This window comes from Sphingopyxis sp. MG, assembly GCF_002953155.1.
GTDB lineage: Bacteria > Pseudomonadota > Alphaproteobacteria > Sphingomonadales > Sphingomonadaceae > Sphingopyxis > Sphingopyxis granuli.
The window spans coordinates 3,933,038-3,953,000 of record NZ_CP026381.1; the positions used below are offsets into that span (position 1 = coordinate 3,933,038).

Sequence of the window (19,963 nt, forward strand, 5' to 3'; positions counted from 1 at the left end):
GAAGCGCTCAGGCGCCGGGCCGGTGCAGGCCCTGCACCGCTTCGCCCGCGGCGGCGGCGCGGGCGCGGGCGGCGGCGCCGAGGATCGGCTTGGGCCGCGCCGCGTAGGCGCGCGGACTCATCCCCATGAAACGCTGGAAGTCGCGGGTGAACTGCGCCTGGTCGTGATAGTGGTGATCGAGCGTGTCGATCCACGCCATCGTCGGGTCGAGCATGAAGCGGGCAAGGCTGCGCAGGAAGCGCTGGCGGCGGAGCAGCAGCTTGGGCGGAAAGCCGAAGGCCCGGCGGCTCAGTCGCTCGACCGAGCGCGCCGACAGGCCGAGCCGGTCCGCGAGGTCGGCGACGCTCGCCAGTTCCTCGTCGACGAGCGCGCCGTGCGCGGCGCGGATCGCCGGATCGTCGCGCGGCGCGTCGGCGAGCAGCGCGGCGAAATGCGCGTCGATCGTCCGCGCCGCCTCTTCCGCGTCCGCGGCGCGAGGCAGCTGTGCGGCGAGCGGCGCGAAGGAGGCGAAGGCGGGATGCGCTTCGCCGTCGCAGAAACGGTCGGCCAATGCCTCGGCGGACATCGGGACATATTTGGCCCAGCCCATCGGCAACAGGCCGATCCCCCAGACGCGCATCGCGCCGGCCGCGAAATAGCTCGCCTTGCTCGTCGGGCCGGTGGCGATGAAGCGCGGCGCCGGGACCGGGACGCCGCCGCCGATCGCCGCGAGCGGCGCGGTGCCGTCGATGAAGCGCATGTTCGCCCATTCGGGGTGCAGATAATCGTCGACGCGGACCCCCGGCGGGGCGGCGACGTCGGTCAGATAGATGATGCTGGCATAGGGGCGCAGCGCCTCCGACACCGGGAAGAAGCGGGTCGTCACGCGCACATCGGCGCCTGGCCCCTGCGGTTGCGTCGCATCGGTCATGCCCTGTCGCTTCTGCGGACGGATGCGCAAAAAAACAACAAGCTAAGCGACCCGATTGTCGGGTTCTTACAATTATTGTCATCATCCGGACGGCATATGTCACGCCTCTTCGGCGCGGCTTGTGCCAGAGGATGGGAACACTTCCACCGGCCGTCGGCTTTCTGCGACCCACGGCTTAGCGGCTCGGAGGGAGGGGGGCGGTGTATCGCTTTGATCATCGTCGAGACGGCGCGGGGCCTGGCTCCGCGCCGTCTCTCTTTGCGCGGCGCGCACGAAAAAGGGCGGCCCCGGATGGGACCGCCCTCTTGCGATTCGATGGCTCGATCCGGCGTTACGCGGCCTTGGGCAGCGCCGCCTTCGCCTGGGCGATGATCGTGGTGAACACGCCGCCTTCGTTCATCGCCAGATCGGCCATGACCTTGCGGTCGAGTTCGATCCCCGCGAGCTTCACGCCGTGCATGAACTGCGAATAGGTCAGGCCTTCGGCGCGGACCGCCGCGTTGATGCGCTGGATCCACAGAGCGCGGAAGCTCCGCTTCTTCACCTTGCGGTCGCGATAGGCGTACTGGCCGGCCTTCTCGACCGCCTGCTTGGCGATGCGGATCGTGTTCTTGCGGCGGCCGTAATAGCCCTTCGCCTGGGCCAGAACCCGGTTGTGCTTGGCGCGCGTGGTCGTGCCGCGTTTGATACGGGACATGGGGTCCGCTCCTTACTTCAGGCCGTAGGGCGCCCAGAGGCGCACATGGGCGGTATCGGCATCGCTGAGCACGCTGGTGCCGCGATTGGTGCGGATATATTTCGCATTGTGCGAGATCAGGCGGTGGCGCTTGCCGGCGACGCCGTGCTTCACCTTGCCCGAGGCGGTGAACTTGAAGCGCTTCTTCACACCGCTCTTGGTCTTGAGCTTGGGCATTTTGGTCTCCTTTGGAAGTCCGTTTGCGTATCGGCCTGGCAGCCCTTTCAGCCAGCCGACACAATCGGAAGGCGCGCGCCTAGCGGGATTCGCGCCGAAATGCAAGCCTCGCGCAAGATCCGGTCATTGCGAGCGAAGCGAGGCAATCTCCAGCCATCGAGGCTTCCGCATGCCGGAGGCTGCGGGTTGCCACGCCCCCCGGATCAAGTCGGCATATACCCTTCAGGCAAGTCAGGAGCCATTCCCCGGCGAAAGCCGGGGTCCAGATGGCACAGCGCTGCCTCGTATGGACCCCGGCTTTCGCCGGGGAACAGTGACTTGACGGAAAAGGGAGGATTGCCGATCAAGTCCGGGGTCCTCGCAATGACGAGGTTCAGAAGCTCGCCCCGTCGACCTTCTGGATCGTCAGCGAATCGAGGTCGGCCGCGGGGACGCAGCGCAGATTGACCGCCGCCATCTTCGCCCCGTCGGGGCCGGTGCCGACCGAAAAGCCCTGACAGCCGCAGTCGGTGCAGAACTGGTGGTCGATATTATGCTTGTTGAACTTGTAGGAGGCGAGCTTGTCGGCGCCGCCGGTCAGCCGGAACTTGTCGATCGGCACGAAGGTCAGCAGGAACCCCTTGCGCCGGCAGTGCGAGCAGTTGCAGCTCATCGCCGTGTCGGGGATGTCGCCTTCGACCGTATAGGTCACCGCGCCGCAATGGCAGCTTCCGTCGAACGCCATGGTCTTCTCTCCCTGGGTCTTGGCCCTAATGGTGGCAGGCGAGGCCCTCGATAACATCTTCGAGCCGCGCGGGATCGCCCAATGCGACGACATGGCCGTCGCTGTCGGCGTTCAGCGGATCGCCGTTCCAGTCGCACATCGTGCCGCCCGCGCCCTCGACGACCGGCACCAGCGCCGCGAAATCGTGGAGCTTCAGCCCCGCCTCGACCACCAGGTCGACATGGCCGCTCGCCAGCAGGCCGTAATTGTAGCAGTCGCCGCCGAAGAACATGCGCTTGTGCGCGGTCTTTGCCGCGAGCGCCATGAAATGCGCGCCATCGTGATCGCTGAAATATTGCGGTCCCGTCGTCGCGAGCGCCGCGTCGGCGAGGCTGCGGCAGGCGCGCGTCGCGGCGGGACGGCCGTTGAACAGCGTTGCTTGTCCGGTAGCGCCGACCCAGCGTTCGCGCGCGATCGGCTGGTCGATGATGCCGAGCACGGGCCAGCCGTCCTGCAGGAGCGCGATCAGCGTGCCGAAGATCGGCCGGCCGGCCATGAAGCTGACCGTGCCGTCGATCGGGTCGAGCACCCACTGGCGCGCGGCGTCGGGCCGCTCGGCGCCATATTCCTCGCCGATGATGCCGTCGCGCGGCGCTTCGGCATCGAGCAGGCGGCGCATCGCGGCCTCGGCGGCGCGGTCGGCCTCGGTCACCGGCGAGTCGTCACCCTTCGCCTCGTGCGCGAAACCGGCGCGGAAATGGGGGCGGATCACGGCGCCCGCGGCGTCGGCGAGACGGATGGCGAGGGCGATGTCGGATTCGAGGGTCATGCCGGAAACCTCCATATCCCGTTCGCGTCGAGCGCAGTCGAGACACCCCGAAGGCATGCACGAACGATGAGCGTCTCGACTTCGCTCGACACGAACGGAATCTCGAAAATGTCGCGCCTCAATCGAACAGCGACGATACGCTGGTTTCGTCGGCGATGCGCTTGATCGCCTCGCCGAGCAGCGGCGCGACGGTCAGCGCGCGCACCTTGTCGCTGTCGTTGACCGCCTCGGTCGGCATGATCGAGTCGGTGATGACGAGTTCGGTCAGTTCGCTCGCGTTGACGCGCGCCACCGCGCCGCCCGACAGCACGCCGTGGGTGCAATAGGCGACGACGCCCTCTGCCCCCTGCGCCTTCAGCGCGGCGGCGGCGTTGCACAGCGTCCCCGCCGAATCGACGATGTCGTCGATCAGGATGCAGAAGCGCCCCGACACGTCGCCGATGATGTTCATCACCTCTGATTCGCCGGCGCGCTCGCGGCGCTTGTCGACGATCGCCAGCGGCGCGTTGTCGAGCCGCTTGGCGAGCGCGCGGGCGCGCACCACGCCGCCGACGTCGGGCGAGACGACCATCAAATTGCGGTCGCCGAAGCGCGCCTGGATGTCGGCGCTCATCACCGGCGCGGCATAGAGATTGTCGGTCGGGATGTCGAAGAAGCCCTGGATCTGCCCGGCGTGCAGGTCGATCGCGAGCACGCGGTCGGCGCCCGAGGTGGTGATGAGGTTGGCGACCAGCTTGGCCGAGATCGGGGTGCGCGGACCGGGCTTGCGGTCCTGCCGCGCATAGCCGAAATAGGGGATGACGGCGGTGATGCGCTTGGCCGAGGCGCGGCGCAGCGCGTCGGTGATGATCAGCAGTTCCATCAGATTGTCGTTCGCCGGATAGTTGGTCGGCTGGATGACGAACACGTCCTGGCCGCGGACATTCTCGTGAATCTCGACGAACACCTCTTCGTCGGCGAAGCGGCGCACGCTGGTGTCGGCGAGCGGCAATTCCAGATAGTCGGCGATCGCGCGGGCCAGGGGAAGATTGCTGTTGCCGGAAATGAGTTTCATGCGTGGCCCCTTGTCGCGGTGTGGTGGGGAAGGATGCGCGCCCCTTAACCAGCGGGCACGCGAAGGGGAAGGGGGTAAAGGCGGGCGGGCGGTCGCGAACGCGGCGACGCTCGGCGGTTGAAATCGGGGCGGTTGCGCTTAAACCCCTGCCATGACCGAACAGCTTACCATCGTCCTGTCGCAGATGACGCAGGCGGTCGGCGACCTTGCCGCCAACGCCGATGCGATGCGCGCGGCGCGCGCGCGGCACCCCGACGCCGACCTGATCCTGTTTCCCGAACTGCAGCTGATCGGCTATCCGCCCGAGGATCTGGTGCTGAAGCCGGCGCTGGCCCGGCGCGCGGCGGCGCTGCTCGGCGACCTGGCGGCCGAGACCGGCGACGGCGGTCCGGCGATGCTGGTCGGGTCGGTCGAGCGGGGCGACGACGGACGACTCTATAATATCGTCGCGCTGCTCGACGCGGGGCGGGTGGTCGCGACGCGGCGCAAGCACGAACTGCCCAATTACGGCACCTTCGACGAAAAGCGCGTGTTCGCGCCGGGGCCGCTGCCCGACGTCGTCACGTGGCGCGGGGTACGGCTGGGCCTGCCGATCTGCGAGGACGGCTGGCTGCCGACGGTGTGCGGGCATCTGGCGGCGCAGGGGGCCGAGCTGCTGATCTCGGTCAACGGCAGTCCCTATGAGATCGACAAGGACGACCGCCGCCTGACGCAGGTGTTCGCGGCGCGTGTCGCCGAAACCGGGTTGCCGCTGATCTTCCTCAACCGCGTCGGCGGGCAGGACGAGCTGGTGTTCGACGGCTGCTCGTTCGTGCTGAACGCCGACGGGGCGCCCGCGCACCGGCTGATCGACTGGGCGGAGGAGGATCGCGTCACGCGCTGGACGAAGGGAGCGGACGGCTGGGCGTGCGCGCCCGGCGACCTCGCCGAATGGGAGGCGCACCCCGCCGACATCTACAGCGCGATGATCGTCAGCCTGCGCGACTATGTGACGCGCAACGGCTTTCCCGGCGTCGTGCTCGGCCTGTCGGGGGGGATCGATTCGGCGCTGTGCGCCGCGATCGCCGCCGATGCGCTGGGGCCGGACAAGGTCTGGTGCGTGATGCTGCCGAGCCGCTTCACCAGCGCCGAAAGCCTCGACGATGCGCGGGGCTGCGCGCAGATGATCGGGTGCCGGCTCGACACCATCGCCATCGGCCCCGCGGTCGAGGCGTTCGACGCGATGCTGGCGGACAGCTTCGCCGGCCGCGCGGTCGATGCGACCGAGGAGAATATCCAGTCGCGCATCCGCGGGGTGACGCTGATGGCGCTGTCGAACAAGTTCGGGCCGATGCTGCTGACCACCGGCAACAAGAGCGAGATGAGCGTCGGCTATGCGACCATCTATGGCGACATGGCGGGCGGCTACAACCCGCTGAAGGATGCATACAAGACGACGGTGTTCGCCATCGCGCGGTGGCGCAACGCGCATGTCCCGCGGCTGTCGCGCAACCCGCGCGCGCCGGTGATGCCCGATTCGGTCATCACCAAGCCGCCGAGCGCCGAGCTGCGCCCCGACCAGAAGGACGAGGACAGCCTGCCTCCCTATGCGGACCTCGACCGGATGCTGCACATGCTGGTCGAGGAGGAAGCGAGCGTCGACGATGTCGTGGCGCGCCACGGCTTCGACCGCGCGGCGGTGGCGCGGATCGAGCGGCTGCTGATGCTCGCCGAATACAAGCGGCGGCAGGCGCCGCCGGGGGTGAAGCTGTCGACGCGCAACTTCGGCCGCGACCGGCGCTATCCGATCACCCACAGGTTCCGGACGGGGTAGGACGACGTTCGGAACGATTCGCGCAGAGGCGCAGAGATCGCAGAGAGTCCGGTTCAGGCGAAGGCGCGAAAGCGCGAAGAGGTCGCCTTTGCCGCGAAGCGGCTTTCCCTATCCCGCCGCATCCCGCGGCAGCGGGGTCTGAAACAGGACACCATCGGCCACATCTTTTTCGCGTCTTCGCGTGACCCTCTTTTTTCCCTTCTTCATTTTCTCCGCGATCTCTGCGCCTCTGCGCGCAAGAATCGCCTGGCACCGCCGCTCGTCGGCGCGAACCATATATTCCCACCGGCCCCGCAAAGCCGCTATAGGCGCGCATCATGACCGTCATCACCCGCTTCGCGCCCTCGCCAACCGGCAATCTCCATGTCGGCAACGTCCGCACCGCGCTGCACAACTGGCTCTGGGCGCGCAAGCATGGCGGGCGTTTCCTGCTGCGCATCGACGACACCGACCGCGAGCGGTCGAAGGAGGACTATGTCGAGGCGATCCGCACCGACCTTGCGTGGCTGGGGCTCGACGTCGACGGCGAGGAGCGGCAGTCGGCACGCTTCGCGCTCTATGACGAGGTGTTCGCGCGGCTGAAGGCGGCGGGGCGCGTCTATGCCTGTTACGAGACGCCCGAGGAGCTGGACATCCGGCGCAAGGTGCTGCTGTCGCGCGGGCTGCCGCCGGTGTACGAGCGCCGGCCCGACGGGGCGCCGGTGCCCGAAGGGCGCGCGCCGCACTGGCGCTTCCGGCTCGACCATGACGCGCCGATCGCATGGACCGACCTGATTCGCGGGCCGCAGCATTTCGAGCCGAAGACGCTGTCCGACCCGGTGGTGCGGCGCGCCGACGGAAGCTGGCTTTATCTGCTGCCGAGCGTGATCGACGATATCGCGATGGGCATTTCGCACGTCGTGCGCGGCGAGGATCATGTGTCGAACACCGCGGCGCAGATCCAGATGTTCGAAGCGCTGGGCGCGGCACCCCCCGCCTTTGCGCACGAGGCGCTGCTCGTCGGCACCGGGGGCAAATTGTCGAAGCGGCTCGGCGCGCTCGGCATGGCGGACTGGCGCGCGGCGGGGATCGAGCCGATCGCGCTCGCGGCGCTGCTCGCGCGGCTGGGGACGAGCGACCCGGTCGAGCCGGTGACGACGCTCGAGCCGCTGATCGCGGGCATCGACTTCGCGCGCTTCGGCCGCGCCCCGGCGCGCTTCGACGAGGCCGAGCTGGCGCTGCTGAATCAGAAGATCCTCCACCACACCCCCTATGCCGCGGTCGCGCCGCGCCTGCCCGCGGCGATCGACGAAGCGCGCTGGACCGCGATCCGCCCGAACCTGGCGACGGTGGCGGAGGCGGCCGACTGGGTGGCGGTGTTCGACGGCCCCTTCGCGCCGCCCGCGCCCGACGCGGCCGACCGGCCGGTGCTCGCAGCAGCGGCGGTGGCGGCGCCGGCGATCGACTGGAGCGCCGACCCCTGGCACGCGCTGACCGGCGCGGCAAAGGCGGCGACGGGCGCGAAGGGCCGCGCGCTGTTCCTGCCGCTGCGCCGCGCGCTGACCGGGCGCGACCACGGGCCCGACATGGGCGAGCTGCTGCCGCTGATCGCGAGGGACGAGGCGATCGCGCGGCTGTCGGCGGCATAGACGGGGCGGCTGTCCCGCCTCTGTCCGACGCACCGCCATGCTAAAACGCGTTGGCATCATCCCTTTTGGATAGGCAAATGTACCCCGGCGAAAGCCGGCGTCCACGCGGGGGGCCGCACCATGCCATCTGGACCCCGGCTTTCGCCGGGGTACAAGCTCCTACATGTCCGAAGAACCTGTGCGCCAAGCCAAGTCGGCATGACGACTGAAAAAGCGACGGAGCGTCCCCGGCATCTTGTCCTCCCCGCCTCTCCATTGACATTTGCAGTGATGTTATATTATTACATCAATCGACCCGACCGATAGCGGCGGTCGATACGCGGCGGGGCCGGGTCGGCACAGGCAAGGAGAGATGCCATGACGCTGATACCCCTGATTTCGGCCCTCGCGGCGGCGCCGGAGCGCGCCCCTGCCCCCGCCGGCACCCCCGCACCGGGCGCGCGCTACGACCCCGGCGCCGGGCACCGCCCGCTGGCGGCGCTGTTCGCCTTTGGCGTGCCCGCGGCGCTCGTCGTCGCGGTGGCACTGTCGCCGATGATCATTGAGCGCACGCCGACGAGCGCGCCGGTGCCGTGGAAAAGCTTCACCCTGCCCCCGGCGCCGCCGCCCGAACCCCAGCCGCAGCCGCCGCAGGCCGAACCGCAGCCGTCGGCGATGACGACGACGGTCTCGCCGCTGCCGCCGGTCGCGGCGGACCCGCCGTCGGTGCCGCCCGCGCCGCCGCTGACGCCGCCGTCGGGCAGCGGGGCGGGCGTGGCGGTCGCGGTCGATCCGCCGGCCCCGCCGCGCCCGGCGCTCGTCGCCGCCGCGGTCGATCCGCGCTTCGCCGGGACGTTCCAGCCCGACTATCCCGCGCGCGAGCAGCGCGCCGGGATCGAGGGCGTCGTCCGCGTCCGCGTGCTGATCGGCACCGACGGACGGGTCAAGGCGGTCGAGCTGGTCAGCACCGACGACCCCGCCTTCTTCGAGGCGACGCGCAAGCGCGCGCTGTCGAAATGGCGCTTCAAGCCCGCGACGCGCGGCGGCGTGCCCGAGGAAAGCTGGAAGGAGATGACCGTCCGCTTCCAGATCCGCGACGCCTGACGGCGGCGGGCCTGCGGGGAGCGGAGCGGATGGTGCTGCCCCGTTCCCACGCCGCATCGTTGTCCGTCATGCGGAACTGGTTTCAGCATCCATGACCGGACCCTGCGACAGGCACCGCCCGGCTTTTGCCGGGCCGCTCGAAGTGTGGTTGTCTTTGAGCGAACAGGCATGTGCTCCCGCGAAGGCGGGAGCCCAGAGTGTCGGAGAGCCAGCGTTGGCGCGATGAGGCTCTGGGTCCCCGCCTGCGCAGGGACACGGCGGTGCTCGATTCAAGAACGATCCAGCCACGCGGTCGATAAACGGGTTTGTCCAAGCTGGCGCAACCTCTCGCCCGGCCCCGCTTTCGCTTGACATAAGCACCGAATCCCGCCAAGGGCGCCGGGATGAAGGGGGGCGGCGTGCGACGCGGCCCTCTTTGTTTTTCAGCAATCGCCGGGGCCATCGTCCCGCCGCATGCGCCGGACGGGCCGGCGGATGCGTCAATAGTTCGAGGAACATGAGGCCATGGCCAAGCCGACGACCGTCAAGATCAAGCTGGTGAGCACCGCCGACACGGGCTTTTTCTATGTCACAAAGAAGAACCCGCGCACGATGACCGAGAAGATGGCGGTGCGCAAATACGACCCCGTCGCGCGCAAGCACGTCGAGTTCAAGGAAGCCAAGATCAAGTGACGCCGCGCCCGGCGCGCCGATGGCGCGCGGGGTTCGAAAGCGCGTCATCCGGCAAAGGCCGGACGATGGACAGAAGGGCGGCCGCGAGCCGCCCTTTTTCGTGCCCGGCGGTGTGGGGCGGCTTTCGGGGCCGTCCTGTCGGGGTTGAAGCGTATCCCGCCCCATCAGGAGAGGGGTGGGGACAGCGGCCTTGCGCAAGGGTTCGAGCCCTCACCCCCGACCCCTCCCGCAAGCGGGAGGGGAGATTGCTTCTTCGCCGTGCTCCTCGCAATGACGATTCCCTATCATGTCATCATGCTCTAACCCGCTGGGCGGAAGGAGCGGGCATGCGGGTGATGATCCTGGGGGCCGCCGGTTTCATCGGCCGGCACATTCTGACCGCGCTGCGCGACGCGGGGCACGAGGCGGTCGCGGTGGTTCGCCGGGTCGGGCACCTCGAGGCGGCATTTCCGGGGGTTCGGTTCGTGGCGGTCGACCTGGCCGGAGCGACCGATGCGGCGGCGTGGCGCACGCATCTGGACGGCGTCGCCTGCATCGTCAACGCCGCGGGCGTGCTGCGCGGGCCCGATATGGAGGCAGTCCACGTCGCGATGCCGCGCGCTCTGTATGCCGCCGCGCGCGAGGCGGGGGTCGCGCGCGTGGTGCTGCTGTCCGCGATCAGCGCCCGCGAGGAGGTCGGCACCGACTATGCGCGCGCGAAACTGGCGGGCGAGGCCGTGCTGCGCGCCTCGGGGCTCGGCTGGACGATCCTGCGCCCGTCGCTCGTCTATGGCGACGGCAGCTATGGCGGCACCTCGCTGCTGCGCGGAATGGCGGGGCTGCCGCTGGCCGTCCCGCTGCCCGGCGCGGGCGACCAGCGCTTCACCCCGATCCATGTCGACGATCTGGCGCGCGACGTGGCGCGCCTGTGCGCCGACGACCGCTTTGCCGGGCGGACGCTCGAGCCGGTGGGGCCAGAGACGATCGACCTGCGCGGCCTGCTGCGCGCCTATCGCGGCTGGCTGGGGTTCGGCGCGGCGCGCTTCGTGTCGATCCCGATGCCGGTCATGCGCCTGCTCGGCCGGATCGGCGACCTTGCGGGCGACGGGCCGATCGCGAGCAACAGCCTGGCGCAGCTCGTCGCGGGCAACGCCGGCGACAGCGCCGCCTATGCCCGCGAAACCGGCAGCGCGCCGCGCCGGCTGAACGATGCGCTCGCGGCGCGCCCGGCCGAGGTACAGGACCGCTGGCACGCGCGCCTCTTCTTCCTCGCGCCCGCGATCCGCGCGATACTGGCGCTGCTGTGGCTCGCCTCGGCATGGCTCGGGCTGACGCATGGCGGCGAAGCGGCGCGCGCGCTGGCGGCGAGCCTGGGGCTGCCCGCCGGCCTGGCCGACCCGCTGCGCATCGGCGCCAGCCTGGCCGATATCGCGGTGGCGGCGCTGGTGCTGCTCGACCGCAAGGCGCGCTGGAGCACGGTCGTCCAGATCGGCCTGATCCTCGGCTACACGATCGTCATCGGCCTCGCGCTGCCGCGCCTGTGGCTCGATCCGCTGGGTCCGCTGCTCAAGAATCTGCCGATCCTGCTGCTCGTCGCGGTGCACGGCGCCATCGGGGACAAGAGATGACCGACCTCTATCTGCTGGTGAAGATGCTGCACATCGTCAGCAGCACCGTGCTGTTCGGCTTCGGCGCCGGGACCGCCTGGTATCTGTGGAACGCCCATCTGACGCGCGACCCGGCGACGATCGCCGCCATCGGCCGCATGGTGGTGCGCGCCGACTGGATCTTCACCGGCACCAGCGGCGTCGTGCAGCCGGCGAGCGGCTTGTGGCTCGCGCATCACGCGGGCTATCCGCTGACCGAGCCGTGGCTGCTCGCGACATATGCGCTCTATGCGCTGGCCTTTGCCTGCTGGGCGCCGGTCGTCGGCCTGCAGATTCGTGCGCAGCGGCTTGCCGAGGCGGCGGCGCGCGCCGGGCGGCCGCTGGGGCCGGATTACGAGCAGACGATGCGGCTGTGGTTCCTGCTCGGCTGGCCCGCGTTTCTGGGGCTGGTCGGCGTCTTCTGGCTGATGGTGGCGAAGCCGGCGCTCTGGTGAGCGGTCACAGGTCGCGCAGGGGGCGGCGCGAGGCGTCGTCCTCGACGATCGTGCGGATCGCGATCAGCGTGGTGAAGGAATGCACGCCCTTATCCTCGCCGAGCGCGCGGCGCGTGAAGGCTTCATATTCCTCCATCGACCCGACCTGCACCTTCAGCAGGAAGTCGTCCTCGCCGGTCACGTCCCACGCGCCGGTGATTTCGGGGTGGCGCGCGATCTCGCGCGCGAAGCCGTCCATCGTCTGCGCGCCCGCCTGTTCCATCCGCACCAGCACATGCATGGTCAGCGCCGATCCGGTCAGCGCCGGGTCGACGATCGCGCGGTCGGCGACGATCACCTTTTCGTCGCGCAGCCGCCGCAGCCGCCGCAACACCGCCGACACCGACAGCCCCACCTTGTCGGCGAGAGTCCGCGCGGGTTCGAGATTGTCGGCGCGCACCAGTTCGAGCAGCCGGCGGTCGAAACGGTCGAGGTCGATCTTTTTTCGCATTCCTTGCGTCATAACGCGAATTTTGGTCGCCGCCATGACCAAAATCGGCGCCAATGGCCGGGCCCGATGGCGTAGATCATGGCTGCGCCAAGGGCTTCTCCCCTCCCCTCCCTTCTCCTTGCGCGCAACGATCGATTCAGGAGATACGACATGACTCGCAACGCATCCCGTTCGGGCCCGATCGGCCAGTTCTGGACCATGATGATCGAAGCATCGACCGCCGCGGTGGCGGTCCATTATGATTCGCCGTGGCAGCGGCAGCCCGCGCCGGCGGGCCTGCGCCGGACCGCGCGGCGTTCCGTCCTCGCCTGATCGCGGGCGGGGCTGGAGCGGCCGTCTTTGGATGACGCTCCGGTCGACCCGTCATTGCGAGCGGCGAAGCCGCGCGGCAATCCAGAGCGGTGTAAACCGCCCTGGATTGCTTCGCTCCGCTCGCAATGACGAAGTGGGCCAATCCAGGGTCGTCATGTTCCAGTCCTGGGCATCGGAAACCGCCTTCTGCGCCGGGACACATCGATTGATGGGACGGTCCTAGGCGAAGGCGCCGACGCTTTCGATGAAGCGGATCACCGATATGGGTTTCGAGACATAGGCTTCCGCCCCCGCGGCGCGGATCTGTTCCTCGTCGCCCTTTCCCGCATAGGCGGTCACCGCCATGATCGGCACCGCGCGCAGCGCCGGGTCGGCCTTGACCTGGCCGATCAGTTCGAGCCCGCTGACGTGCGGCAGCTGGATGTCCATGATGATCAGGTCGGGCGCGATCTCGCGCGCCTTCGCCAGCGCGTCGCGGCCGTCGCGCACCGGGTGCGCGCTGTAGCCGTGGGCGTTGAGCAGGTCGCAGAACAGGCGCAGGTTGAGCTCGTTATCCTCGACGACCAGGACGGTCTTTCCCATGATCTGCCGCTTTCCCCGCTTGCGTCCGCGGCTCGTTTAGGCGAATCGGCGGCCGGACACAATTGCTTCCCATGGAAGGATCGCCTCTTGCGGGATGATGACGCGGCGCTGGCGCTGCGGGCGCTCGGCTGGATCGTCGGCGACGAGTCGCGCGCCGAGCGGCTGCTCGCGACGACCGGGCTGACGCCCGATGGCCTGCGCGCCGCGCTGGGGCAGCGCGCGACGCTGGCGGCGGTGCTCGCCTTCCTGACCGCGTACGAGCCCGACCTTGTCGCCTGCGCCGCGGCACTCGATATAGAGCCGGAGGCGCTGGCCGCCGCGGCGCGCCGACTGGAAGGACAGGAAGGACAGGAAGCATGACTCGCCCGCTCGTCATCAGCGATTGCGACGAGGTGCTGATGCACATGGTCGTGCCCTTCGCGCAGTGGGTCGACGAGGCGCACGGCGTGCTGTTCCGCATGGAGGACACGAGCTTCGCCAATGCGCTGAAGCGCAAGGCGTGCGGCACGCCGCTGGAGGCGGCCGAGGTGTGGCCGCTGCTCGACGGATTCTTCCGCACCGAGATGGCGCGGCAATATCCGATCCCCGGCGCGGTCGCCGCGATGGCCGCGATCGCGCGCGTCGCCGACATCGTCATCCTGACCAACGTCGGCCCCGACCACCAGCAGCGCCGCGCCGACCAGCTCGCCGCGCTGGGCCTCGACGCGCCGGTGATCGGCAGCCGCGGCGGCAAGGGCGAGCCGGTGCGCCGGCTGATCGAGGAGCGCGCGCCGAGCGTCACGATATTCATCGACGACTTGCCGAATCACCACCATTCGGTCGCCGCCGCGGCGCCCGACGTGTGGCGGCTGCACATGGTCGGCGAGCCCGCGATCGCCGGCCGGATTCCCGCCGCCGCGCACGCGCACGCGCGCATCGACGAGTGGACCGCGGCGCGCGAGTGGATCCTCGCGCGCATCGCCGGAAACCTGCCGGCCCCGGCCCTTTGACCCGACAACCGATGGAAGGATTTACGATGGATATTGCCGCCAAGCTTGCCGAACTCGGCCTCGACCTGCCGACGCCCGCCGCGCCGGTCGCCGCCTATGTGCCCGTCGTCGAGCAGGGGGGGCTGCTGCACGTCAGCGGGCAGCTGCCGTTCCGCGACGGGCAACTCGTCACCGGGCGGCTGGGCGCCGACATGGACGAGGCGAGCGGCTATGACGCCGCGCGCCGCTGCGCGCTGATGATCGTCGCGCAGGTCGGCAAGGCGGTCGACGGCGACTGGTCGCGCGTCGAGCGAATCGTCAAGCTGGGCGTGTTCGTGAACAGCGATCCCGGTTTCACGCAGCAGCCCAAGGTCGCGAACGGCGCGTCGGAACTGATGGAATCGCTGTTCGGCGAGGCCGGGCGCCATGCGCGCAGCGCGGTCGGCGTTCCGGTGCTGCCGCTGGGCGCTGCGGTCGAGGTCGACGCCATCGTGGCGGTGCGGCCGGCGTAGGAAATCGCCTTGCGCGACGTCCCATGTCTTTCCGTGTCCCCGCGAAGGCGGGAACCCATCTCCTGCCGGTTCCATCTTGCGCCAACCGGAGATGGACCCCCGCCTTCGCGGGGGAACACGGCCTTTCCTTTCCTCGTCGGCGGCGTCTGAATGGCCGACGCCGACCCGCCCGCGCGGACGATTTCGCTCGGCACCGGGGTCGCCGCGGTCGAGGCGGCGGCGTGGGACGCGCTGGCGGGGGGCGCCAATCCCTTCGTCGGCCATGCCTTTCTGTCGCTGCTTGAGGAATCGGGAAGCGTCGGGCCGAGGACGGGCTGGCAGCCGGCGCCGCTGCTGGTCGACGACGGCGCGGGCGCGCTGGTCGCCGCGGCGCCCGCTTACCTGAAGACGCACAGCCAGGGCGAATATGTCTTCGACCACGGCTGGGCCGACGCGTGGGCGCGTGCGGGCGGCGCCTATTACCCAAAGCTGCAGATCGCGGTGCCCTTTACCCCGGTGCCGGGGCCGCGGCTGCTGGCGGCGGGGGACGAGGACGCGCGGCTGCTGATCCGCGCCGCCGAGGCGGTGGTGCGGCAGAACGAGCTGTCGTCGGCGCATGCGACCTTCGTCGCGCCCGAACAGATGCCGCTGTTCGAGGCGGCAGGATGGCTGGTGCGGCGCGACGTCCAGTTCCATTTCGCCAATCCCGGCTATCGCAGTTTCGACGATTTTCTCGCCACGCTGACCTCCGCCAAGCGCAAGCAACTGCGCAAGGAGCGCGCGCGCGCGGTGGTGGGGCTGCGGATCGAGCAGGTGACGGGCGATGCGATCGGCCCCGCGCACTGGGATGCGATGTGGGCCTTCTATCAGGACACCGGCGGGCGCAAATGGGGGCACCCCTATCTGACGCGCGCGGCGTTCGACCTGATCGGCGCGCGGATGGCCGATCGCGTGCTGCTGATCGTCGCCTATGACGGCGATACGCCGGTCGCGGGGGCGATGCACCTGATCGGCGCCGACACGCTTTATGGCCGCTATTGGGGCTGTGTGGCCGACATCCCCTATCTGCATTTCGAGCTTTGCTATTACCGCGCGATCGACGTCGCGATCGAACGCGGGCTGGCGCGCGTCGAGGCGGGCGCGCAGGGCGGGCACAAGCTCGCGCGCGGCTACGGCCCCGTCGCGACCTGGTCGGCGCATTTCATCGCCGACCCGGGGTTCCGGCGCGCGGTGGCAGATTTCCTGGAGCGCGAACGCGCGGCCGAGATGCAGGAAATGGAATGGCTGGAAGGCCATATGCCGTTCCGGCGGGCGGATTGAATCTCACGCAAAGGCGCGAAGGCGCGAAGAAGAAAATCTCACACGAAGACACGAAGAGGACGGTTTCTGCCGTTCTGTCTCGCGATCATCATAGGAGATTATCTGGCCGGACGTTGTCCGGCCCTTTTTCAACCGGCGTCGAAATCGGCGCAACGATCGAGTCGCATCACGCCCTCTTCGTGTCTTCGTGTGAGATTATCCGAAAACCGGCCATGCAATTCTCTTCGCGCCTTCGCGCCTTTGCGTGAGATTCCAGAACGCCCACGCAGACCGGGCAAGACGTCAGGCCGCGAAGCGGCGGGCGGCGGGACGGCGGGCGGTCTCGTCGAGCCAGGCGCGCGCCTGGCGCTGCGCCTCGGCGATTTCGTCGCGGCTCATTTCGTTCGACACGTCGGCGCGGCACTGCTGGCCTTCGACATTGCCGCCGAGCGCGGCGAGGTTGAACCATTTATGCGCCTGGATCAGGTCGACATCGACCCCGCCGGTGCCGGTCGAGAATGCGACGCCCAGGTCGAAATAGGCACTCGCATCGCCGCGCGCGGCGTCGAGCAGCCGGCTTTCGATCAGATATTGGGCAGACTTCAGACTGTTCGCCATGATAACCCCCTGTCGCCTCCACCCCACATGGAGACCTCGGCCCCAAAGTTGCGGCTTATGGTCAACAAAGCGTTAACGACGCGGCGGTTTTTTGGGGATTGGTAGCGGCGAGCGCCGTAATCCGCGGGTTTTCGAACCATGCTTTCCCGAAAGAGGGTGCTACTCGACCGCCAGATTGTCGATCAGGCGCGTGGTGCCGATCCGCGCCGCCGCGAGCAGGCGGGCCGGGGCGCGATATTCGGTCAGCCGTTCGAGGCTGTCGGCATCGGCGAGCGCGACATAGTCGACGCTGGCGAAACCGCCCGCGCGGATCGCCGCCTCGGCATCGGCGAGCGCCGCGGCGACCGCGCCGCCGCCGGCGATCGCCGCCGCCGCGGTGCGCAGCGCGGCGGGAAAGGCGGCGGCGGCGGCGCGCTGATCGGCGGTCAGATAGGCGTTGCGCGACGACAGCGCGAGCCCGTCGGGATCGCGCGCGATCGGCGCCCCCAGGATATCGATCGCGAAGTCGAGGTCGCGCGCCATGCGGCGGATGATCGCAAGCTGCTGCCAGTCCTTTTCGCCGAAGATCGCGATGTCGGGGCGCACCTGGTTGAACAGCTTGGCGACGACGGTCGCGACGCCGTCGAAATGGCCCGGCCGCGCCGCGCCGCAATAGTCGGCGCCGAGTTCGGCGACCGCGATATGCGTCGCATGGCCGGGCGGATACATGACGGAGACGTCGGGCGCCCAGAGCAGCGCCGCGCCTTCCTCGACCAGCAGCGCGGCGTCGTGCGCCTCGTCGCGCGGATAGGCGGCGAAATCCTCGTTCGGGCCGAACTGCGTCGGGTTGACGAAGATCGACACGACGACATGGTCGGCGACGCGCCGCGCCATCCGCACCAGCGACAGGTGCCCCGCGTGCAGCGCGCCCATCGTCGGGACCAGCGCGACGCTCTTGCGCCCCAGTTTGAGCGCGTCGACCGCGCGACGAAGCGTGGCGATATCACGGATGATTTGCACGGCCGCCCGCCCTCCGATATTGGCGGCGTCCATACGCCACCCCATGCGGCCGCCATGCCGCGCCGACAGGAAAATCGCAACGCTCATGACGAAGCCAGCCCCCCACCGGATCATCTTTGCCAATGAAAAGGGCGGGACGGGCAAGTCGACCTGCGCGGTGCATTTCGCGGTCGCGCTGGCGAGCATGGGGTGGCGCGTCGCCGGAATCGACCTCGACCCGCGCCAGCGCACCTTTCACCGCTATCTCGACAATCGCACCAGCACCGCGAAGCGCCGCGGCATCGAATTGCCCATCCCGCATTTCGAGGTGTTCGAAGGCTCGACGGTCGAGGAACTCGACGAACAGGTCGCGCGGCTGGCCGAGGACGCCGACTATCTGATCGCCGACACGCCGGGGCGCGACGACCCGTTCGCGCGGCACATCGCGACCAGCGCCGACACGCTGGTGACGCCGATCAACGACAGCTTCATCGATTTCGACCTGATCGGCCAGGTCGATCCCGAGACGTTCCAGGTCGTGCGCCCCAGCTTCTATTCGGAGCTGATCTGGGACACGCGCAAGGCGCGCGCCAAGAGCGACGGGCGGACGATCGACTGGATCATCCTGCGCAACCGTCTGCAGCATGTCGACGCGCACAACATGCGGCGCGTCGGCGAGGCGCTGAACCAGCTGTCGCGGCGCGTCGGCTTTCGCGTCATCCCGGGGCTGGGCGAACGCGTCATCTATCGCGAGCTGTTCCCGGCCGGGCTGACGCTGCTCGACAAGGCGCATCTCGGCGGCATGGGGATGGGGCATGTCGTCGCGCGGCAGGAACTGCGCGAGGCGATGGCGGGACTGAACCTTCCGGCGCGCGAGCGGTTTCATCCCGATGGCGACCTGTTCGCCGTCGCCTGACCCCCTTCGCGCAGGAGCATCATCCATGACCGCCGTTTCCGAGCCCGTTGCCGCCCACGTCTTTCACCCGACGATGCTGCGCGAATATGATATCCGAGGCGTCGTCGGCGACACGCTGACCGCCGCCGACGCAAGGGCGATCGGCCGCAGCTTTGCGACGCTGATCCGCCGCGCGGGCGGCCGGCGCATCGCCGTCGGCTATGACGGGCGGCTGTCGTCGCCGATGCTGGAAGAGGCGCTGGTCGAGGGGATCAACGCGGCGGGGATCGATGCGCTGCGCGTCGGGCTGGGGCCGACGCCGATGCTCTATTACGCCGCGTCAACCGAAGAGGTCGATGGCGGCATACAGATAACCGGCAGCCATAATCCCCCCGATTACAATGGCTTCAAGATGGTGTTTCAAGGACGCCCCTTCTTCGGCGCCGACATCAGGCGGATCGGCGAAATGGCCGCCGCGGGCGACTGGGACAGCGGTGAGGGCGGATCGCAGCGCATCGACATCGTCGACGCCTATGTCGATCGGCTGGTCGAGGGATTCGCCGGCGGCGCCTTTCGCATCGGCTGGGACGCCGGCAACGGCGCCGCGGGCACCGTGATCGAAAAGCTCACGGCGCGGCTGCCCGGGGAGCATCATCTGCTGTTCACCACCATCGACGGCCATTTCCCGAACCACCATCCCGATCCGACGGTCGAGGCGAACCTCGCCGATCTGCGCAAGCTGGTCGCGGAGAGAAGCCTCGATTTCGGCGTCGCTTTCGATGGCGACGGCGACCGCATCGGCGCGATCGACGGCCAGGGCCGCGTGATCTGGGGCGACCAGCTGCTGCAGATCTATGCCGCCGCGGTGCTCAGGGAGCATCCGGGCGCGACGATCATCGCCGACGTCAAGGCGAGCCAGGCGCTGTTCGACCGCGTCGCCGAACTGGGCGGCACGCCGCTGATGTGGAAGACCGGGCACAGCCTGATCAAGGCGAAGATGAAGGAAACCGGCAGCCCGCTCGCCGGCGAGATGAGCGGGCATATCTTCTTCGCCGACCGCTATTACGGCTATGACGACGCGCCCTATGCCGCGGTGCGGCTGATCGAGGCGGCGACCAAGCTGGGCAGGAGCGTCACCGAATTGCGCGACGCGATGCCGGCGATGGTCAACACCCCCGAATTGCGCTTCCAGGTCGACGAGGCGCGCAAATTCGCCATTGTGGACGAGGTTCTCGACCGGCTGACGGCGGCGGGCGCGCAGGTCGACCGCACCGACGGCGCGCGCGTGCTTACCGACGACGGCTGGTGGCTGCTGCGCGCGTCGAACACGCAGGACGTGCTCGTCGCGCGCGCCGAGGCGCGGGACGAGGCGGCGCTCGCGCGGCTGCTCGCGGCGATCGACGACCAACTCGCGCAGTCGGGGGTGGAAAGAGTGCCGCAAGCGGCGCACTGATCCCCTCCCCTCCCGGTGGCGCGAGGGGTCGTGAGACCCGGCTCGGTGCAGCGGGGCTATGGCCCGGGGATTCGGGTTTCGGCGCACTGCCCCGTTCGTTCGTCATGATGAACTCGTTTCAGCATCCATGGCCGGACCCTCCCTTTTGTGCTGCCTTTCATTCGAGGGCAGACCATGGACTCCCGGATCGGG

At 69.0% G+C, this 19,963-nt stretch carries 23 protein-coding genes; 13 read left to right on the forward strand and 10 right to left on the reverse strand.

The window, feature by feature from the left end:
* Positions 1-7 precede the first annotated feature (7 nt).
* From C3E99_RS18130 to C3E99_RS18155, 6 genes are all read right to left on the reverse strand, one after another.
* On the reverse strand, positions 8-910 hold the full coding sequence (locus C3E99_RS18130) for a helix-turn-helix domain-containing protein (RefSeq protein ID WP_083674927.1): 903 nt from the start codon (positions 908-910) through the stop codon (positions 8-10).
* Between the two features lie 331 nt (positions 911-1,241).
* Positions 1,242-1,607: a 50S ribosomal protein L20 gene (gene rplT, locus C3E99_RS18135; RefSeq protein ID WP_067112161.1), complete on the reverse strand. Its 366-nt coding sequence runs from the start codon at positions 1,605-1,607 to the stop codon at positions 1,242-1,244.
* Between the two features lie 12 nt (positions 1,608-1,619).
* Positions 1,620-1,823, reverse strand: a complete 204-nt coding sequence (rpmI, locus tag C3E99_RS18140) for a 50S ribosomal protein L35 (protein WP_067112163.1) — start codon at positions 1,821-1,823, stop codon at positions 1,620-1,622.
* 373 nt (positions 1,824-2,196) lie between these two features.
* Entirely contained in the window at positions 2,197-2,547 is a 351-nt protein-coding gene (locus C3E99_RS18145; RefSeq protein WP_067113564.1) for a GFA family protein, read from the reverse strand.
* A 25-nt stretch (positions 2,548-2,572) separates the two neighbouring features.
* Positions 2,573-3,355 (reverse strand): histidinol-phosphatase, encoded by a 783-nt coding sequence (hisN, locus tag C3E99_RS18150; RefSeq protein WP_104960426.1) that lies wholly within the window; start codon positions 3,353-3,355, stop codon positions 2,573-2,575.
* A gap of 118 nt (positions 3,356-3,473) precedes the next feature.
* Positions 3,474-4,409, reverse strand: a complete 936-nt coding sequence (locus C3E99_RS18155; RefSeq protein ID WP_076073414.1) for a ribose-phosphate pyrophosphokinase — start codon at positions 4,407-4,409, stop codon at positions 3,474-3,476.
* A gap of 151 nt (positions 4,410-4,560) precedes the next feature.
* Between C3E99_RS18155 and C3E99_RS18160 the strand changes: the two genes are divergently transcribed.
* The 6 genes from C3E99_RS18160 (at position 4,561) to C3E99_RS18185 (ending at position 11,685) form a co-directional block, all read left to right on the forward strand.
* Positions 4,561-6,222, forward strand: a complete 1,662-nt coding sequence (locus C3E99_RS18160; protein WP_076073415.1) for an NAD+ synthase — start codon at positions 4,561-4,563, stop codon at positions 6,220-6,222.
* Between the two features lie 317 nt (positions 6,223-6,539).
* Positions 6,540-7,850, forward strand: a complete 1,311-nt coding sequence (gltX, locus tag C3E99_RS18165; RefSeq protein WP_076073416.1) for a glutamate--tRNA ligase — start codon at positions 6,540-6,542, stop codon at positions 7,848-7,850.
* Between the two features lie 357 nt (positions 7,851-8,207).
* A complete protein-coding gene (locus C3E99_RS18170) occupies positions 8,208-8,933 on the forward strand; it encodes an energy transducer TonB (protein ID WP_104960207.1) in 726 nt (241 codons plus the stop codon).
* Positions 8,934-9,437: 504 nt separating this feature from the next.
* A complete protein-coding gene (rpmG, locus tag C3E99_RS18175; RefSeq protein WP_067113762.1) occupies positions 9,438-9,605 on the forward strand; it encodes a 50S ribosomal protein L33 in 168 nt (55 codons plus the stop codon).
* A 326-nt stretch (positions 9,606-9,931) separates the two neighbouring features.
* Positions 9,932-11,212, forward strand: a complete 1,281-nt coding sequence (locus C3E99_RS18180) for an SDR family oxidoreductase (RefSeq protein ID WP_076073418.1) — start codon at positions 9,932-9,934, stop codon at positions 11,210-11,212.
* The gene (locus tag C3E99_RS18185) at positions 11,209-11,685 is read left to right on the forward strand and encodes a DUF2269 family protein (RefSeq protein ID WP_067113767.1); all 477 of its coding nucleotides are present in this window, start codon (positions 11,209-11,211) and stop codon (positions 11,683-11,685) included. Before C3E99_RS18180 ends, C3E99_RS18185 begins: the two co-directional genes overlap by 4 nt.
* Before the next feature lie 4 nt (positions 11,686-11,689).
* Here the strand turns inward: C3E99_RS18185 and C3E99_RS18190 are convergent, their stop codons facing one another.
* Positions 11,690-12,175: an Lrp/AsnC family transcriptional regulator gene (locus C3E99_RS18190; RefSeq protein WP_067113769.1), complete on the reverse strand. Its 486-nt coding sequence runs from the start codon at positions 12,173-12,175 to the stop codon at positions 11,690-11,692.
* A gap of 150 nt (positions 12,176-12,325) precedes the next feature.
* Here C3E99_RS18190 and C3E99_RS19920 point away from each other — a divergent pair, with 150 nt between their 5' ends.
* A complete protein-coding gene (locus tag C3E99_RS19920) occupies positions 12,326-12,487 on the forward strand; it encodes a hypothetical protein (RefSeq protein WP_156483138.1) in 162 nt (53 codons plus the stop codon).
* A gap of 219 nt (positions 12,488-12,706) precedes the next feature.
* On the opposite strand, the gene C3E99_RS18200 is transcribed toward C3E99_RS19920, so the two are convergent.
* A complete protein-coding gene (locus C3E99_RS18200; RefSeq protein ID WP_067113488.1) occupies positions 12,707-13,069 on the reverse strand; it encodes a response regulator in 363 nt (120 codons plus the stop codon).
* A gap of 87 nt (positions 13,070-13,156) precedes the next feature.
* Between C3E99_RS18200 and C3E99_RS18205 the strand changes: the two genes are divergently transcribed.
* From C3E99_RS18205 to C3E99_RS18220, 4 genes are all read left to right on the forward strand, one after another.
* The gene (locus C3E99_RS18205) at positions 13,157-13,429 is read left to right on the forward strand and encodes a DUF3572 family protein (RefSeq protein ID WP_067113486.1); all 273 of its coding nucleotides are present in this window, start codon (positions 13,157-13,159) and stop codon (positions 13,427-13,429) included.
* Positions 13,426-14,058 carry a hypothetical protein gene (locus C3E99_RS18210; RefSeq protein ID WP_076073419.1) on the forward strand — a complete coding sequence of 211 codons (633 nt, stop codon included), beginning with the start codon at positions 13,426-13,428 and terminating at the stop codon, positions 14,056-14,058. Before C3E99_RS18205 ends, C3E99_RS18210 begins: the two co-directional genes overlap by 4 nt.
* 26 nt (positions 14,059-14,084) lie before the next feature.
* Positions 14,085-14,549: a RidA family protein gene (locus C3E99_RS18215; RefSeq protein ID WP_104960210.1), complete on the forward strand. Its 465-nt coding sequence runs from the start codon at positions 14,085-14,087 to the stop codon at positions 14,547-14,549.
* Positions 14,550-14,699: 150 nt separating this feature from the next.
* The gene (locus C3E99_RS18220; RefSeq protein WP_076073420.1) at positions 14,700-15,848 is read left to right on the forward strand and encodes a GNAT family N-acetyltransferase; all 1,149 of its coding nucleotides are present in this window, start codon (positions 14,700-14,702) and stop codon (positions 15,846-15,848) included.
* Between the two features lie 282 nt (positions 15,849-16,130).
* Here the strand turns inward: C3E99_RS18220 and C3E99_RS18225 are convergent, their stop codons facing one another.
* Complete coding sequence (locus C3E99_RS18225; RefSeq protein ID WP_067113472.1) at positions 16,131-16,445, reverse strand: SEL1-like repeat protein; 315 nt, start codon at positions 16,443-16,445, stop codon at positions 16,131-16,133.
* Between the two features lie 159 nt (positions 16,446-16,604).
* Positions 16,605-17,444 carry a pantoate--beta-alanine ligase gene (gene panC / locus C3E99_RS18230; protein ID WP_076077417.1) on the reverse strand — a complete coding sequence of 280 codons (840 nt, stop codon included), beginning with the start codon at positions 17,442-17,444 and terminating at the stop codon, positions 16,605-16,607.
* Between the two features lie 85 nt (positions 17,445-17,529).
* Between panC and C3E99_RS18235 the strand changes: the two genes are divergently transcribed.
* Together C3E99_RS18235 and pgmG are read left to right on the forward strand one after the other, a co-directional pair.
* The gene (locus C3E99_RS18235) at positions 17,530-18,339 is read left to right on the forward strand and encodes a division plane positioning ATPase MipZ (RefSeq protein ID WP_067113470.1); all 810 of its coding nucleotides are present in this window, start codon (positions 17,530-17,532) and stop codon (positions 18,337-18,339) included.
* 25 nt (positions 18,340-18,364) lie between these two features.
* Positions 18,365-19,771: a phosphoglucomutase/phosphomannomutase PgmG gene (pgmG, locus tag C3E99_RS18240; protein ID WP_104960211.1), complete on the forward strand. Its 1,407-nt coding sequence runs from the start codon at positions 18,365-18,367 to the stop codon at positions 19,769-19,771.
* Positions 19,772-19,963 lie beyond the last annotated feature (192 nt).

Coding starts and splice junctions, on each gene's coding strand:
- C3E99_RS18130 (WP_083674927.1), bottom strand. CDS start 910: ATGACCGATGCGACGCAACCGCAGGGGCCAGGCGCCGATGTGCGCGTG.
- rplT (WP_067112161.1), bottom strand. CDS start 1,607: ATGTCCCGTATCAAACGCGGCACGACCACGCGCGCCAAGCACAACCGG.
- rpmI (WP_067112163.1), bottom strand. CDS start 1,823: ATGCCCAAGCTCAAGACCAAGAGCGGTGTGAAGAAGCGCTTCAAGTTC.
- C3E99_RS18145 (WP_067113564.1), bottom strand. CDS start 2,547: ATGGCGTTCGACGGAAGCTGCCATTGCGGCGCGGTGACCTATACGGTC.
- hisN (WP_104960426.1), bottom strand. CDS start 3,355: ATGACCCTCGAATCCGACATCGCCCTCGCCATCCGTCTCGCCGACGCC.
- C3E99_RS18155 (WP_076073414.1), bottom strand. CDS start 4,409: ATGAAACTCATTTCCGGCAACAGCAATCTTCCCCTGGCCCGCGCGATC.
- C3E99_RS18160 (WP_076073415.1), top strand. CDS start 4,561: ATGACCGAACAGCTTACCATCGTCCTGTCGCAGATGACGCAGGCGGTC.
- gltX (WP_076073416.1), top strand. CDS start 6,540: ATGACCGTCATCACCCGCTTCGCGCCCTCGCCAACCGGCAATCTCCAT.
- C3E99_RS18170 (WP_104960207.1), top strand. CDS start 8,208: ATGACGCTGATACCCCTGATTTCGGCCCTCGCGGCGGCGCCGGAGCGC.
- rpmG (WP_067113762.1), top strand. CDS start 9,438: ATGGCCAAGCCGACGACCGTCAAGATCAAGCTGGTGAGCACCGCCGAC.
- C3E99_RS18180 (WP_076073418.1), top strand. CDS start 9,932: ATGCGGGTGATGATCCTGGGGGCCGCCGGTTTCATCGGCCGGCACATT.
- C3E99_RS18185 (WP_067113767.1), top strand. CDS start 11,209: ATGACCGACCTCTATCTGCTGGTGAAGATGCTGCACATCGTCAGCAGC.
- C3E99_RS18190 (WP_067113769.1), bottom strand. CDS start 12,175: ATGCGAAAAAAGATCGACCTCGACCGTTTCGACCGCCGGCTGCTCGAA.
- C3E99_RS19920 (WP_156483138.1), top strand. CDS start 12,326: ATGACTCGCAACGCATCCCGTTCGGGCCCGATCGGCCAGTTCTGGACC.
- C3E99_RS18200 (WP_067113488.1), bottom strand. CDS start 13,069: ATGGGAAAGACCGTCCTGGTCGTCGAGGATAACGAGCTCAACCTGCGC.
- C3E99_RS18210 (WP_076073419.1), top strand. CDS start 13,426: ATGACTCGCCCGCTCGTCATCAGCGATTGCGACGAGGTGCTGATGCAC.
- C3E99_RS18215 (WP_104960210.1), top strand. CDS start 14,085: ATGGATATTGCCGCCAAGCTTGCCGAACTCGGCCTCGACCTGCCGACG.
- C3E99_RS18220 (WP_076073420.1), top strand. CDS start 14,700: ATGGCCGACGCCGACCCGCCCGCGCGGACGATTTCGCTCGGCACCGGG.
- C3E99_RS18225 (WP_067113472.1), bottom strand. CDS start 16,445: ATGGCGAACAGTCTGAAGTCTGCCCAATATCTGATCGAAAGCCGGCTG.
- C3E99_RS18235 (WP_067113470.1), top strand. CDS start 17,530: ATGACGAAGCCAGCCCCCCACCGGATCATCTTTGCCAATGAAAAGGGC.
- pgmG (WP_104960211.1), top strand. CDS start 18,365: ATGACCGCCGTTTCCGAGCCCGTTGCCGCCCACGTCTTTCACCCGACG.